This window comes from Candidatus Accumulibacter sp. ACC012, from assembly GCF_907163155.1.
In the GTDB taxonomy this organism is placed as follows: Bacteria; Pseudomonadota; Gammaproteobacteria; order Burkholderiales; family Rhodocyclaceae; genus Accumulibacter; species Accumulibacter delftensis.
The window spans coordinates 352580-367834 of sequence record NZ_CAJQUC010000002.1 but is presented as its reverse complement, the minus strand read 5'-3'; the positions used below and the strand labels follow the sequence as shown (position 1 = coordinate 367834).

Sequence of the window (15255 nt, the reverse complement as noted above, 5' to 3'; positions counted from 1 at the left end):
GAGATGGGAACGATGGTTAATGGATATTCTGCAGACGGATCCGAACTGCTCGCCGGCAACGGCTTACTTGCCGGCTGCTGCGGGTGCAGCGACGATGTGAAACTTGATTTGCACTTCGTTGGCGACGGCGCTGACATCGGACCAGATGCCGTCACCAACACCGAAATCGAGGCGCTTGAGGATGAAAGCGCCGGCGAAGATAGCATTGCCATCCTCCTCCCGGAAGCTGAAAGGTGCGCTGACATCCTGCGTCTTGTCCTTGATGCTCAGCTTGCCAACGAGTTCGAACTTGTCGCCGCCGAGCGGACGAATCGCCGTCGCAACGAAAGTGGCGGTGGGGAACAGTTTGACGTTGAACCACGGCTTGCCGACCACCTCGCCGTCGGCCTCCGCCGAGCCGGCATCGACACTGGCCAGGTCGAGCTCGAGCCTGGCAGTCGCTGCCGCCGGCTTGGCCGGATCAAAAGCCAGCGTCGCGGAGAACTTCTTGAAGCGGCCGTCGACCGCCACCCCCATTTGTTTGGAAACGAACTGCAGCGTGCTCTTGTCGGCCTGGAACTGCGAAAACTCGACCGCCTGCGTGGCGCCACTGGCGACCAGCAGCGCGGCCAGCAGCGCGACCGGGATTGGGCGAAGGATGTTCATGTATTCTCCATGGGTGCGTCGAACGCGGGAAGGTTTCTCTACGGGTCAGCGGCTTTGCGCCTGCGATTGCGTGCGGGTCTGGGTCTGGGGGGACTCCTGCCGGCGCTTGCGCAAAGGCAGCATGCGCGACAGGATGTCGTCGCGGTCGATGAGATGATGCTTCAGCGCAGCGCCCACATGCGCGACCACCAGCGCCGCCAGACTGAGGTTGAGAATCTTGTGCACCGTCTGCAGCAACTCGCCGAGTTCCTTGTCCTTGCCGAGGACATCCGGCAGCGGCAGGACGCCAAAATACACGGTCTGGAAACCTTTGGCAGAGCTCATCAGCCAGCCGCTCAGTGGGACCGCGACCATCAACACGTAGAGTAAATGGTGCATGCCGTGCGACGCGGTCTTCTGCCAGCCCGGCATCGCCGCCGGCAAGGGCGGCGGCCGGTGGCCGGCTCGCCACAGCAGGCGCAGCAGGACCAGCATGAAAGCGGTCACGCCGGCCCACTTGTGCCACGAATAGAGCTTGAGCTTGTCGGGTGAGAGCGGCAGTTCGTGCATGTAGATGCCGAGGCTGAACAGGCTGATCAGGAGGATGGCCATCAGCCAGTGCAGGGCCATGGCAGCATGCGAATAGCGGCTGTCGGTCATCGTGTTGGGCATCGTCGTCACCTTCTTTCCGGTTTGTTGGCAGCTCTTGCCGCGCCAGGGGTCGACAGTTGAGGGTCGAAAACTGAAAACGCGCCTTGTCCTGTGATCCCGTCTTGTCGCCTCGCGTCTCCGACTTCAATGCGTAGCGAAGAGTTCCTGCGCCAGGCAGGCCAGCGGACGCGGCGGATGGTCGACGAGAGCAGCAAAATCCGTGCTCAAGCGTGCGCACTTGTCGGCGGCCACCGCCGAGTACAGGTGCCAGGTACCGCAGCGGGTGCGGAAGCTCATCGACTACCTCGCTGCGCGCATCGGCGAGCAAGCGTACTGGGAAGCCCTCAGGCAGCAAGGACCCGCAGCGGCCGTTGCAGACTGTACATGCGTTATGCGATTATCTGCTGGCCAACCACTGCCGCATCCGCAAGGCAAGCGAGACAACTTAAAACAAACAACTGGAGGATGTGAAATGATCAACAAGCCCGTTTGGGACGAATCGATATTGACCAGGGATGGCCTGTTTCCGACCGTCCTCGCGATTGGCGATTCGTGGTTCTGGTACCCGAAGAATAATCTTCTCAACCAGCTGCACAAGCGCCTGAACCGCAAGAAGCGCCACATCATCCTGGTCCGTGGCCATAGCGGTGCCGAAGCCGTCGAATACGAGTCAGGCCCGATTCGCGAGCAGATCGAACGCGACCTCGACCGCAAGAAAGGCTATGGCCGGACCATTAAAGCGGTTTTTCTGTCTGGCGGAGGCAACGATTTCGCCGGCCGTGACGATCTCGGGAAGCTGCTCCTGGAAGACTGTTCCAACGCTACTTCAGCCTTCGCCTGCTTGCGTAGCGGCCAGCCGAAGCAGCTCTTCAGCAGCGTCATCGACGCCCTGCTCAGCGTCGTCACGCTGGTCGAGGAGAAAATTCCCGGCACGCCGGTCTTCGTGCACAGCTACGACTATCCGCCGCCAAACGGCAAAGGCTTCCTCGGTCTCGGGCAATGGTTGCAGTATCCGATGGATGAAGCCAACGTAGACCGCGCCCTGCAGCCGGAGGTGGTCAAGCTGCTGATCGACGAGTTCTGGCTGTGCCTTGAAGAAGCGCAGGCGAAAGCGCCAACACTGCAACTCGTGGACGGGCGTCATACCCTGAAGCCCGAAGACGATTGGGCCAACGAGTTGCATCCGACCGTACGCGGCTTCAATCGCCTCGCAAAATGCTGGCGGCCGGCGCTGGAACGGACAGGAATCGCCTGAGCGGAGAGCTGCCCCGCCTGCCGACCCGCCTGTTGCCGCATTTTGACGACGTCGGCGTGACCGCCCCGGCTTGACCACCGTCGTGGCTGGCCGGCTGGCACGGCGGTCGGCTTGATCATCAACCCGGCCGCCGACAAAACCCTCAGGCGGCCGCCTGCCGGGTAACGCCACCGACGCGCAGCGCGGTCAGGATCGACAGCCCCCACAATGCGGCAATGCCGATCAGCACCGCGGCGAAACGCCCGCCGTCCATGAGCCCGCCGAAGACCAGCGGCGCCAAGGCCAGGCCGGTATCGAGCCCCGAGTAGACAAAGCCGTAAACGCGGCCGTAGGCCGCCTGCCCGAAGCGCGAAGTGGCCGCCCGGCGTACCAGCAGGTCACGCGATGGGCCGGCGATTCCCGTGCAGTAGCCAATACCGACCATCAGCGGCAACACGCTCCACTGCGGCAGCGGCAGCAGCGCCAGCGCGATAGTGAGCAATGCCCCGGCGCCGAGCGCCGCAGCAATCAAGCGTTCCTGTTCGCCTTTCTGGGCCAGGAAGCCGCCGGTCAGAATGCCGCCAGCGCCACCGACCAGATACGCCGACAGCGCCGTCGCCCCGGCCGCCAGGGACAGACCGTGCAGGTTTTGCAGGATCGGCGTCACGAAATTCTGAATGCCGCCAAAGGCGGTGGTGATCAGCAGAAAGAACAAAAAGCACATCCAGACCGCCGGCGAGCGCAGAAAACCGAACGCCGAAATCGCCTGCCCACCCGCTGCGCCGCCGACCAGTGAGCCCGGCGGGTCAGCCAGTGTCCGCCGCCGCCAGGCGACGAGCAGCAAAGCCAGCGCTGCGACCCCCGCGGCGGCCAGCGCGGCAACCCGCCAGCCGGCAGTCGCAGCAATCCCGGTCATGAACACCGGCGCCAGCGCCCAGCCCAGATTGCCCGACAAACCGTGGATCGAGAAAGCGTGCCCGAGCCGGTGCTGCGAGACGTGCCGGTTGAGCACCGTGAAGTCGGCGGGGTGGAAAACACTGTTGCCCAGCCCGGCCAGCGCGGCAACCAGAGTCAAGCCAAGGTAATCGTCGACCACTGACAGGAGCAGCGCCGCAAGCAGAAAACACGTAATGCCGCCACCAAGCACCCTGGCCGCACCAAAGCGATCGACGAGGAAACCGGCCAGCGCTTGCCCAATCGCCGAGACGACAAAGAAAATCGTCATCGTCGCCCCAATGCCGGTAAAGCTCAAACCAAAATCGTGCATCAGCCAGGGAAACAGCGGCGGCAGCAGCAAATGGAAGAAGTGTGATACGCCATGCACGAAACCGATCAAGGAAATCACTTCCAGATCGTGGTTTTTTTCAGGCAGGGAGGCGACAGCGTCGACAGCGGTGGTCATGGGAATGCTCCGGAATGCGTGCGGCGAGTCTAGCTGCTTCTGGCGCGGATGGTGCAATTGGTGCAGAAAGCCAAGCAACACCTACTTGCTCGGCAGCGCGCCAAACGTCTCCGCCGGCCAGACTTCCCACCGGCCGGTCTCTGAATCACGCACCCGCCAGCCAAGCCAGCGCCACGCGTCGCCATGGACTTCGATGATGCGATTACGTTCCAGATCGAGTGACGCCCAGGCGCCGCCCTCGAAGAAGCGAATCTGTCGGCCCAGAGGCGCGCCGGTCGCCGCGTCCCAGAGCCGAAGCGTCCCGTCCCACGAGGCAGACACGAGGCGCTGCCCATCCGGGGACCACGCACAAGACGACACTACCTCGTCGTGGCCGCGCAACACCAGTAGCGATTCGCCGCTCTGCGCGTCCCATACCCGCAACGTTCCGTGGTCCGAAGTAGTCACCAGACGAAGGCCGTCGGGAGACCACGCACAGCAAGAAGGGTAGACCTCCTCCTCCTGATGGTTGCTACGCACCCACAGCGACTCGCCACTCTCCAGGTCCCATAGCCGCAGCGTCCCATCGCAGGCGGCGGAGACCAGGCGCCGCCCGTCGGGCGAGCAAGCGCAGGTGGACACCTGCTCCTCGTGGCCTTTCAATACCTTTAGCGATTCGCCACTCTCCATATCCCATAACCACAGCCCCCCATCCCACGCGGCAGTTACCAGGCGCCGACCGTCGGGCGACCATGCGCAGGCCGACACTTTCTGCTCATGATCACCAGGTACGACCAGCGTCTCGGCACTCTCGACGTCCCATAGCCAGAGCACCCCGCGCGGCGAGACGCACGCTAGGCGGCGAGCGTCTGGAGACCACCCAAACCCCATCACCTCTTCATCGTCTCTGTTCAGCAGCCGCAGCAAGTCTCCGCACACCGCATCCCAGACCCGCAGCATGCCATCCCATGATGTTGACGCGAGGTAGCGCCCATCGGGCGACCATGCACAGGCCAGCACGCCATTTTCATGGCCAAGCACCAGCAGCGATTTGCCACTACTCGCGTCCCATAGGGAAAGGTCCCAGCCCCCCTCCGCCCCTGACGCCACGCGGCGGCCATCGGGCGACCACGCACAGGCCATCACGCCCTGACTACGGCTTCCCCGCATCAGCAGCAACTCGCCGCTATCCGCATCCCATATCCGCAGTGCCCCGGACGCGGACGCCAGCCGATGGCCGTCGGGCGACCATGCACAGGCCAGCACGCCACCTTGATGGCCCGAAAACACCAGCAGCGATTCGCCACTACTCGCGTCCCACAGGGAAAGGTCCCCGCCCCACGTGCCTGACGCCACGCGGCGGCCATCGGGCGACCACGCGCAAGCCGACACCACCTTTTCCTGGCCGCGCAACACCAGTAGCGACTCGCCGCTGGTCACTTCCCACAGCCGCAGCGTGTGGTCCGACGACGCGGATGCCAAGCGACTCCCGTCGGGCGACCACGCGCAAGCCGTCACCTCCCCTTCATGCCCTCGTAGCACCAGAAGCGACTTACCACTCACCACATCCCATACCCGCAATGTCTGGTCGCGCGAGGCAGACGCCAGGCGACTCCCGTGCGACCATTGGCAAGCCGTCACTTCCCCTTCATGGCCACGTAGAACCTGCAACATTTCTCCACTGTCCGCATCCCAAATCCGCAAGGTATGATCCCAGGAGGACGACGCGAGACGACCATCGGCCGACCACGCGCAAGCTGTGACGGCTTCTTCATGACCTCGCAGCACGAACAACAATTTGCCACTCGCCACGTCCCACAGCCGCAGTGTCTGATCCCATGAGGCAGAAGCGAGGCGACGCCCATCGGGCGACCACGCACAATTGAAAACGGCTTTTTCATGGCCGAGCAGCACAGCCAGCTCGTCACCGCTTTCCGCGTCCCATAGCCGCAAGGTCCGGTCTCGTGACCCTGAGGCCAGTTGACGCCCGTCTGGCGACCAGGCACAGGCAGTCACGGCCTCCTGGTGGCCATTTAGAGGTGTCAATACGCGATCGACTCCAGCCGGCACTACACATCCCTCGACCTCCTCACAGGCAACAAGGAAGGCGGCAGGAGCTTCGGCCGCCAATCCTGTTGCGGCGCGAAAGTGACAGAAAAGGAACTTCGTCCGGTAAAAGCCGCCACCAGAAAAATCGGCCTGCGTGAAATTGCATTGTCGGAAAAGGGCACCCTTCAGTTGCGCCCCGACGAGCCGCAATCGGGGAGCCCGAATCGACAGCCACTGGGTGTGCGACAGGTCTGCCGCACCTAGATCAGCGCCTTCCAGATCGAGATGGGCGAAGGCCGCGCCAGACAAGCGCGCCTCGCGCAAGCAAGCGCCACGCAGGTTAACCCGTGGCTCGCTTTCCCGCCCCCAGATCTCCCAATTCCGCAAGTCAGCGCCTTCAAGGCGAAAGCCAGCGGTCGAGGGCGCTGGATAGCCCTTGCGAAGAGCGAGCAGTGCATACGAGAAGGCCAACTCACTGGCCTGCGGCCGCCGTGTGTCGCGCAGTTCGCGCAGCGTTTCCAGAGTCTTGTCGCGCAGCGACCCATCCTCGGCAAGCAACTGCCCGAGAAAATCGAGCGTTTCCGGGCTAGGTATCGGCAAGGCCCACAACTCCGGCGAACCCTGCCGCAGCGCTTCGAACAAATAGCCTGCCAGGAAGAACTCCTGCAGCGACGTGTGAGCGAAGCGAAAATTGTCTTCCCCCTCGCGCACCAGGAAAGTCGCCGTGCGCAAATCTTCCTTGAGCAGCTCTCTATCCTTGCCGTCGTAGTGCGCGGCGATGGCGGGACGACGCGCCAGGAAGTCAAGCAGCCACTGTTCCAGATCGCCCACTGACCACACCCGCTGCCCACAGCGCCACAGTTCCGCCGCGAGATGTTCCATCAGGCGACGCTTGTGATCCGGCAAGATCTGGTGCTTGCCATCATCACGCTCCAGCCACGACAGCACCATGTGACGATAGAGCATTACGCCGGTGACACTTCGACCTTCAAGCTTCCAGCGCTCGATTTCAGGGATATGGCGAGTGATCAGGCTCAAGGTGTACGGCCGCTCGGCCATCTCGGAAAGGTTGTGTACCGCCCGAATCAGCTCCAGCACCCGCTCGGGATCCTGATCTGGCAGGGTATGAGCGAGATACTCGCGGATCTGTTCTTCGCTGAAAGGCAGCAGGACGAAAGCCCTGTAGTCCTCGGCTCGGACGCCGTCCCGGTCTTCGGCGGTGAAGAAATTCTTCTGCTCGCGCAGCGTCCGGAAAAAGTGTGTTCTGCAGGCCATCAGCAGGCGTCCGCGTCGCCCCAACTTGGCCGCCGGCCTAGCACTGGCTTGGCCCCTCCCTACCGGCGCGACAGGCGGCAACAGCCGGAAAATCTCGCGGACGAAGCGCTGCCCGCCGGCAGGCGACAAATGCACCAGCACCTCGTCGAGGCCATCGAAGATGGCCACCGCGCCTTCGCTCTGTACCAGCCGGATTGCTTCGTCAGCCGTCAGGTCGGGCTCGCCGTGGCCACCCCGCCAGCTCTTGACGAGCACGCTTTCGAGGATCTCCTTGAGGCCCGGCTCGGCCCGGGCGCGGTCGCCGAGGTGGCGCAGGTCCAGGTAGATCGGCAGCGGCGTGGCCGGGTCGTCCTTGCGTCGATCGAGCAGTGAACGGGCAAAAGCCATGCAGGTGGTCGTCTTGCCCATGCCCAGTTCGCCAAGCAGCGCGCAATACGGCTGCGCCTGCGGATTACCGACCCAATCGTCGAGAAAGGCGAGCGCATCGGCACGTTCCACTTCGGCTGCAGGCGTCTCCGGCTCACGTTCGAGTTTGTGCAATGCGCTGGAGAATCCCTGTGTGGGCACGTGACAGTGCCAATCGAAGATCTCGTCGATGTAGCGCCGCTGAGCACGCTCCGCGCGCTCGCGAGGTGAGGCCGATCGCTGTGCGGTCGTAACCGGCGGCGTGGCAAAGCGAACGGCCACCACAGCGAGAATTTTCTGGAAGAGCTCCCGGGCGAAGTCCTCCTGGGTCTTGCCTGTGCTCCGCTCGGCAAAAGCCCGCCCAGCCTTGTCGTGGAAGATCTGGCGCTGCTCGAGACCTTTGAGGTCCATTGAGCCATCAACCAGAACTCGCTTCAACGCCACCGGGATGGCTCGCTTTCCCGGGTCAGCGGCGCCCGGTTCGCGGGCAACAAACGCCGCAAGCTCGTTTGCAGTGATGTACTTGCTGCCGAGGAAGCCGGCAGAAACCAGCAGCAGTCCGAACTGACATCGTGCAATAGCGCCCTGGATCTCCTCGTGCCACCCCTCCCCGGGGAGAATATCGCGATCGGTCCAGGCTTCGAAGTTGTAGTCCTTGGAGACCTCGAGCTGGTTCTGCAAGTGCTCTAGCAGCTTGTCCGATTGAACCTTGTCCTTGTGCGCGTAGGAAACGAAATAGCGGACAACTGGTTTGCCGTCACGGGTCTCCAGAAGCTCGATGGCCGATTGACCACTTCGCTGGACGTTCCCGGTCTCCTCGACAGCCAAGCGAGTCGCCGCCTCAAGCGCGCCGTCGTCGCCCTCGAACCAGCACCAGCGCTCCGCCGGCGCAGCCCGGGTCTGGCGGTCCGTTTCCAGCGAGAGCCTCAAGCCGAGTTCCGCAGCAGCCTCCCGAAGTCGGCTCCTGAACTGACGGAAAGCGGTCAGCGCGCCTTCCCTTAGCTGATTCGGGAACAAGGCCTGAAGCGCATCGGCGAGTGAAATCCGTCCATCGTCGGCGAGCAGAGCGAGCAGCGAATCGAGCCGCGTGCGATCGGTTCGACTCAGGTCATCACACAGCTTACCGGTAGCCCGCCGGACGGCGGTGGGAGAGAGTATGTTGGCAGCCATGGGATTTCCTACGTAATCGCTACGAAGTGATTCTATGCGGCTAAAACCCAGAGTTCAAGCTGCTTTCTACGGTATTGCTACGCAATGCTCCGTTAAATCCCTTTCAAAAGCGTACCGGATTTCTTCGAACTTCGACCGCGTGAAAATCACCCTGCGTCAGTGCTCTGTCCACGTCCGGAGAAGCAGTGAAGCGGCCGATTCAGCGTAGAGCACTGGAGATCTCTAGCATTTTTTTCAATACGCGCTAATATTGGGCAAGCGAAACACTACTTACGAAATGGACAAAGGATTAGTTCCTTGATATCGCCAGAAAGATAACAAGCAGAAAAGCAAGCGCTCCCCAGCAGCGGTCATTTCAAATGGATTTCCTGGAGGCCCCAATTGCTATGTCACTTGAACCGCCCCGCCGCCGCCAATACCAGCGAAGCCAACACGATCCCAAAAGCCAGCAGGATCAGCGTCGACCTCCCGCCCGCACTGCCAGACCGCCATCCGGCGACGCCACTGTAGTCATGGCATTCATAACCTGACGACTCGCAGAGGCGGGCAGAATGGCAAACAATCACTCCTGCCGCCCGGTCAGGCTGTGCCTGGTGCACACGCCCTGCCCTGCGCTGGAAGACGATCGCCTGGAGCCGCCACTCGGGCTACTTTATCTGGCAGCCATCGCACGCGATCTGGGACACGAGGTTCAATTGGTGGACCTGGCGGGATCTGCGAATCCCGATCCGGAACGCGACCTGCCGCGTGGTTTCGACCTCTACGGGTTTTCTACCTACAGCGTCAGTTACGAATTGACCGTAGCCCTGGCGATGACGGTGAAGCGTTGCAATCCCGGTACCTTGCTGATGGCCGGAGGCCCCCATGCCACGGCCCTTCCAGAGCAGGTTTCAGGTGACGGCTTCGACGTAGTTGTCACGGGGGAAGGCGAACTCGCGCTGGCCCGAGTCCTGCAAGACCTGGCGGCTGCTTCGACGCCGCCGCGCATCCTCGCCGGGCAGACACCCGATCCCCTGGATAGCGTGCCGTACCCCGCTTACGAGTTGGTGGACATCACCAGCTACCGCCGTACGGTGTCCGGTCAGCGCAGCCTGTCGATCGTCAGTAGCCGTGGCTGTCCCTTCCCCTGCTCTTTCTGTAATTCGAACATCATGGGGGCTGGGCACGGAATTCGCTATCGATCGGCCGAGAATGTCGTCGCCGAGATTCGCCACTTGAAAGCACAGTATGGCGTGCGGCATTTCCGATTCCAGGATGATCTGTTCACTTCCAGCAAGCGGCGCCTCAAAGAGCTGTCGCCGCTGCTGCGCACCGAGGAAGTCTTTTACCGCTGCTTCGCCCGAGTCACCGGCTTCTCCCGCGACGTCGCCCAGCTGCTGGTTGACAGCGGCTGCCAGCACGTGAGCTTCGGGGTCGAGTCCGGTAGCCCGATGATCCTTGGTCGGCACGCGATGAACAAATGCCAGACGCCTGTTCAGATACGCCGTGCGTTGGCCAACGCGGCCGCCGTCGGCCTGACGGCACGCATTTACCTGATCGTGGGGTTCCCTGGTGAGACAGAGCACAGCATCGAGGAAACGCTGGCGCTGGTAAAGGACTGCCCCTGGGAGGAGTTCATGGTCTATCCGCTGATCGCCTACCCGGGTACCCCGATTCACGACCACCCAGAAAAGTACGGGATCGTGTCCATAGATCGTGACTACTCCGGATACCTGCAGATCGGCCGCGAACGGCGAGCCGGCTTCACCATCAGTACCACCACCTTCGACCACCACCGGGTCCGCCTCTGGCGCGACCGGGTAATTGACGAGCTAATTGCCGATGGCCGCACCTGGGCCGGTGCATCGCAAAATTTTCGGTAAAGGCACGAGGACGACAAACATGGATGCCAAATCACTGTTTCCAAACGCCGAATACGAGGCGTTCCCGGTGTGCACTCAGGTCACTCTGGTGCACGGAGTTTGTGACAGCCGCTGCGTCTCCTGCCCGGTCGGTCGCGTGCGCTTTGGTGACGCTGACGCTAAAAGCGTCGCGGAACTTGGGCCACGGCAGCATCAGTTGATGCGCTTGGAGCTGTTTCAGAAGGTCGCTGACGAGGTCGCCCGCTATCCGCATGCCTGGCTGCGACTGCACGCACGCGGTGAGCCGCTGCTGCATCCCGATTTCGTTGCCATGGTGAGCTACGCGAAGCGGGCGGGGGTGCGCCTGGTGCAGGCTTTCACCGACGCGGTGAGGCTCGATGAGAAAATGTCGCAAGCTATCCTTGCCGCCGGCCTTGACGTTCTCGAGTGCTCTGTCCATGGGCACACGCACACTTATGAGCGCCTGATGCGTAACGGCAAGCACCAGCAGGTCGTCGACAACATCATCGCTTTTCGACGTCTGCGCGATGCCAGCGGCGCGCCAACACGGCTGGTGGTTTCGGCAGTCGATCAGCCGGAGTTTCAGGTGGAGAAAGAGGACCACCGCGCTTTCTGGAAGCAGCATGCCGACCAGGTGATCTACCGCCCCTACCATAGCTGGGGCAACCGCATTCAGGGCCCGTGCGCCGCTCAACCCGAGCAACGCCACCCTTGCGCCCAGCTTTGGACGCGCTGCACGGTTGGCCCGGGAGGCAAAGTCCTCGCCTGCTTCAACAGCTGGTCCGAGCCCGACGAAGATGTCCTGGGCGACCTAAGTCTTGCTGAAAGCAGCATCGCCGCGGTCTGGCAATCGGCCCACAACGACCGCATACGGGAGGATCACGTCGAGGGGTGCTACTCACTGAGCTGCTGTCGGACCTGCCGCGACTGGGTCGGGAGCGCCTGGGGCAGCAACAGCTACGAGCACCTGCTGGAGCAGGGCCTCCAGCTGAGACGTGATCATGACAATTGAGTTTGGCAGCACCCGGCTGCTCAATCCTCTCTCACCACCGCGCTTCGCGCCCTGGCCGTCGGCGGTAGGTATCGAGCTCACCACTCGCTGCCAACTTCAATGCCGCCACTGCTGTAACGAATCGGGACCCGAACAGAGCGACGAGCTAGAATTTGCGCTGATCGAGCGAACACTGGCCGAGATGCACTCGTGGGGGGTCAAGCAGGTACGCCTCTCGGGCGGTGAACCGACCCTTCATTCGCAGCTTAAGCAAATCCTCGAAGCCTGCGCGCGCCAGGCAATCGCCGTCACCCTGAATACTCACGGCGTCCTGGCCGACTCGATTCTGGCTACACTTCTGGAATCCTCCATCGCGCGTTTTCTGGTCAGCCTTGACGGCCTGGAACCTGCGCATGAACAAATTCGTGGTAGGGGCACATTCCAGCGTTCGGTGAGTACCTGTCGTCGCCTAAGCGTCGCCGGCAGGTCGGTCGCCCTCTCCTGCCACATCGGACGCCACAACCTTCACGATGTCGCGGGACTAGCGGAGCTCGCCGCCGACCTGGGCGTCGACCTCAAGTTCTCGCCCCTGCGGCCGGTGGGTCGAGCCCTGGCCGAACTCCAGGATATCTTGCCGCGACCGCAGGACTACTTCGGCGTGGTCAAAGCGGTCTCCGCACTGCGTATGAAGTATCCGACGATCCGGATATTGACCGACTTCGACATTCTCGACGCGTGCCAGGAGTCGTTCGCAGTTACCCACGCCGGAACTGCCTGTGGCGCAGGTCGGGTCATGGTCAATATTTCGGCCAGCGGCGACGTCTATCCCTGCGCCTTCTTCGTCACTCCGGATCGCAGATTCAGTGCTGGCAACCTGCACCGCGAGTCGCTAGGCGAAATATGGCGCAGCTCGCCCGTATTCGAGCCCTTCCGGGTTCATAGCAAAGCACCCGAATGTCAGTCATGCGCGCACTACCGGAATCGTTGCGCCGGTGGATGCCCGGCGATCGGGCATTTCCGGCGCGGAGCCCTCGATGCTCTTGACCCCACCTGCTTCGCCCACCTTGTGGAGAACGATTCATGATCCGGCACGTCATCAGGCAAGAACGAAGCGGCGGACTCTGGCTGATCCGCGACCAGGGTCGCGTACTGAGCGTCGGCCCGGCCAGCTATCGCTATCTGGAAGCGCTCTCCGCGGGCGACGGCTATCTGCTCGCCGAATCACTCAGGGCAGTCGCACAGGAAGAGGACTCTGAACTGCTTCCCTTGATCGAGGAGCACGGTCTTCACCAGCGTGCAGCCTGGGATGCGACGCGCTGGGTGGCGAGCAAGATTGCCGCGGACCAACTTCCCGAGGATGCCACCGCTGCACCCAAGCGCATTTATTTCGAGATGACGCGCCAATGCAACCTGGCCTGCCGCTCGTGCTTCAACGCCTCCCGGCTGGCGCTCGCTAACGAGCTCGGACGCGAAGGGGCGCTGGAGGTCAACCGCCAAGCATGGGAGCTGGGCGTCTTCGAGATGCGCTACACCGGGGGCGAGTGCACCACTTTGCCGTGGTTCGCCGAGGTGATCGCCGACGCATACGCCCGCGGTTTCTATATATCGATGGGCAGCAACGGCGTCTGGTCCGAGGAGACGCTCGAATGGCTACCCGGCTCAGGCATTCACTGGGTCATCGTCTCGCTGGACGGTGACCGCGAAACGAACGACCGGGTACGGGGACGCGGCAGCTACGACAGCGTCCTGCGCGGCCTGCGCATGCTCGCCGGCCATTCGCTGCGGACCCGGCTCAATATGGTGGTCGCGCGCCATAACCTGAGCGCCCTCGAGGCGGTGGCCCGGGTAGCGGCTGAACATGGCGTCGACAGCCTGAACCTGATTCCCCTGCGTCCCTACGGTCGATCGCTGCGCGAAATGGTGCACGAGATGTTCAACCAGGAGGACTTTTACACCTTTATCCGCGAGGTCAATCGCTTGCGCGGACTCTACCCATGCGTCGAGTTCTCGACCACCATCGACCTGCTTGATCCCGACGCGCGCACCTCGCACGACTTGATCGTGGAGAAGAAGACCACCTGTGCGGCCGGCGTGGAAGCCTGCGTGGTCGGCCCACTCGGAGACGTTTACGGCTGTTCCTATAGCCCGGCATCGTTTCCCGACTCGCCCGACCAGGAGGGTTGGCAGGTTTTCGTCGCCGGCAACCTGCGCCAGGAAAGCCTCGGTGACATCTGGCGCGACAGCCGGCGCTGGGCCGTGTTCAGGGATCTGGAGCGCTACAAACACCAGAAGTGCCTGAGCTGCGGCCATTACCAAGTGCGCTGCTCCGGGTCCTGTCCGATTATGGCCTGGCACGAACTCGCACACGCCGAAGGCTCAGCCCGCCACGGCGAAGACATTGCCCGCATCTGCGATCCCTACTGCTTCGCTGACCTGCTGACTGCCAAGGGAACGGTGGCTAGGCGATGAGCACCCTGCACGACCGCGAACTTAATCCACTGAAGATCCTGCACCACGTCGACCGATTGCGCGACCTGGCAAGCGGCAAGGACGTGGCGCCGGTTACCGTCGAGATCGATCCCGTGGCTTACTGCAACCATGCCTGCGGCTGGTGCGTCGATCCCGTTCACAAAAACGAGCGCATGCCCTGGACGACCTTCGAGCGTTTGCTTGTCGAGTTGGCTCGCTTCGAAGTCGCTGGCCGGTGCGTCGAGGGCATCGTTTTCAAGGGCGGCGGTGAGCCGTCTCTGCATCCCGAATTCCCGGCGATGGTCGAGCGCACAGCTACCCTGGGCCTGTCCGTAGGCGTGGTAAGCAACGGTTCGCGCTTACGGGACTGTGCCGAAACGCTGGCCGGGCACACCGCCTACATTCGGGTGAGTATCGACGGCCCGACGCCGGAGAGTCACCAGCGAGTTCACCGCAGCAATGATTTCGATGACATCGTGCGAGGAGTCGCCGACCTCGTTGCTGCGCGCAAAGAACGCCGCCAACCAATCATCGGCCTGAGTTTCGCGGTGGACACGGACGGCGTGGCGCTGGCCAGAGAAGCCATAGCACTCGGCGAAAGCCTGCGGGTCGACTATGTGCTGCTGCGACCACCCTTTTTCGAGGAAGTGGGGCGCGAGCCGACCATGACCGTGAGCCAGGCCAGACAGGTACGTGCCCGATTGAGCCAACTCGCCTGCGCTTACAGTGGTCCGCTGGAAGTGTTGATCGGCAACTGGGTCGGCGACGCAGAGCAGGACAGCGAGCGCCCTGGAAAGCTGGCCGCCAACGGTCGCGGCGACATTCGGGAAATGGCCGGCATCCCAATCGAACACCGTACCGGCCGTTGCCTGGCCTCCCCCTTGCTGGCAGTCGTTACCGCCGACGGCACTCTGTACGGCTGCTGCAATCTACGCGCCCTGCCCGCCTGGGCCATGGGGCGCCTGGATTACGCCAATGGCGTGGGATTCTCCGAGTTATGGAACGGCCGGCAGCGACGCGAGCTACTCGCACGCATGCACCGCACCGAATGCCTCCGCCACTGCACCCACCCGCTGGCACGCTGTAACGAAATCATCGAGGTCCTGCGGGACCAGGAAAGACCGCATAGTCAATTTATTTAGCC

Annotated in this window: 11 protein-coding genes; 6 read left to right on the top strand and 5 right to left on the bottom strand. The window is 62.7% G+C overall.

Features of this window, described 5'->3' with window-relative positions:
• Positions 1 to 63 precede the first annotated feature (63 nt).
• The 3 genes from QZ648_RS02175 to QZ648_RS02165 form a co-directional block, all read right to left on the bottom strand.
• Entirely contained in the window at positions 64 to 645 is a 582-nt protein-coding gene (locus QZ648_RS02175; protein ID WP_169066709.1) for a YceI family protein, read from the bottom strand.
• 45 nt (positions 646 to 690) lie between these two features.
• Positions 691 to 1296, bottom strand: a complete 606-nt coding sequence (locus QZ648_RS02170; protein ID WP_291995969.1) for a cytochrome b — start codon at positions 1294 to 1296, stop codon at positions 691 to 693.
• A 123-nt stretch (positions 1297 to 1419) separates the two neighbouring features.
• Positions 1420 to 1572 (bottom strand): hypothetical protein, encoded by a 153-nt coding sequence (locus QZ648_RS02165; protein WP_169066710.1) that lies wholly within the window; start codon positions 1570 to 1572, stop codon positions 1420 to 1422.
• 175 nt (positions 1573 to 1747) lie between these two features.
• On the opposite strand from QZ648_RS02165, the gene QZ648_RS02160 reads away from it, so the two are divergent.
• A complete protein-coding gene (locus QZ648_RS02160) occupies positions 1748 to 2530 on the top strand; it encodes an SGNH/GDSL hydrolase family protein (protein ID WP_291995968.1) in 783 nt (260 codons plus the stop codon).
• A gap of 142 nt (positions 2531 to 2672) precedes the next feature.
• Here QZ648_RS02160 and QZ648_RS02155 read toward each other — a convergent pair whose 3' ends face one another.
• Together QZ648_RS02155 and QZ648_RS02150 are read right to left on the bottom strand one after the other, a co-directional pair.
• A complete protein-coding gene (locus QZ648_RS02155; RefSeq protein ID WP_291995967.1) occupies positions 2673 to 3911 on the bottom strand; it encodes an MFS transporter in 1239 nt (412 codons plus the stop codon).
• Positions 3912 to 3992: 81 nt separating this feature from the next.
• Entirely contained in the window at positions 3993 to 8789 is a 4797-nt protein-coding gene (locus QZ648_RS02150; RefSeq protein ID WP_291995966.1) for a TIR domain-containing protein, read from the bottom strand.
• Between the two features lie 551 nt (positions 8790 to 9340).
• Here QZ648_RS02150 and QZ648_RS02145 point away from each other — a divergent pair.
• The 5 genes from QZ648_RS02145 to QZ648_RS02125 are packed head-to-tail and all read left to right on the top strand — an operon-like array spanning position 9341 to position 15253.
• Positions 9341 to 10651, top strand: a complete 1311-nt coding sequence (locus tag QZ648_RS02145; protein WP_291995965.1) for a radical SAM protein — start codon at positions 9341 to 9343, stop codon at positions 10649 to 10651.
• Positions 10652 to 10670: 19 nt separating this feature from the next.
• Positions 10671 to 11663 (top strand): radical SAM protein, encoded by a 993-nt coding sequence (locus QZ648_RS02140; protein ID WP_291995964.1) that lies wholly within the window; start codon positions 10671 to 10673, stop codon positions 11661 to 11663.
• Positions 11653 to 12726, top strand: coding sequence for a radical SAM protein (locus tag QZ648_RS02135; protein ID WP_291995963.1), 1074 nt, complete (start codon positions 11653 to 11655; stop codon positions 12724 to 12726). Before QZ648_RS02140 ends, QZ648_RS02135 begins: the two co-directional genes overlap by 11 nt.
• Entirely contained in the window at positions 12723 to 14111 is a 1389-nt protein-coding gene (locus tag QZ648_RS02130; RefSeq protein ID WP_291995962.1) for a radical SAM protein, read from the top strand. Before QZ648_RS02135 ends, QZ648_RS02130 begins: the two co-directional genes overlap by 4 nt.
• Positions 14108 to 15253 carry a radical SAM protein gene (locus QZ648_RS02125; protein WP_291995961.1) on the top strand — a complete coding sequence of 382 codons (1146 nt, stop codon included), beginning with the start codon at positions 14108 to 14110 and terminating at the stop codon, positions 15251 to 15253. The genes QZ648_RS02130 and QZ648_RS02125 overlap by 4 nt, the downstream gene beginning before the upstream one ends.
• The last annotated feature ends 2 nt before the right edge of the window (positions 15254 to 15255 follow it).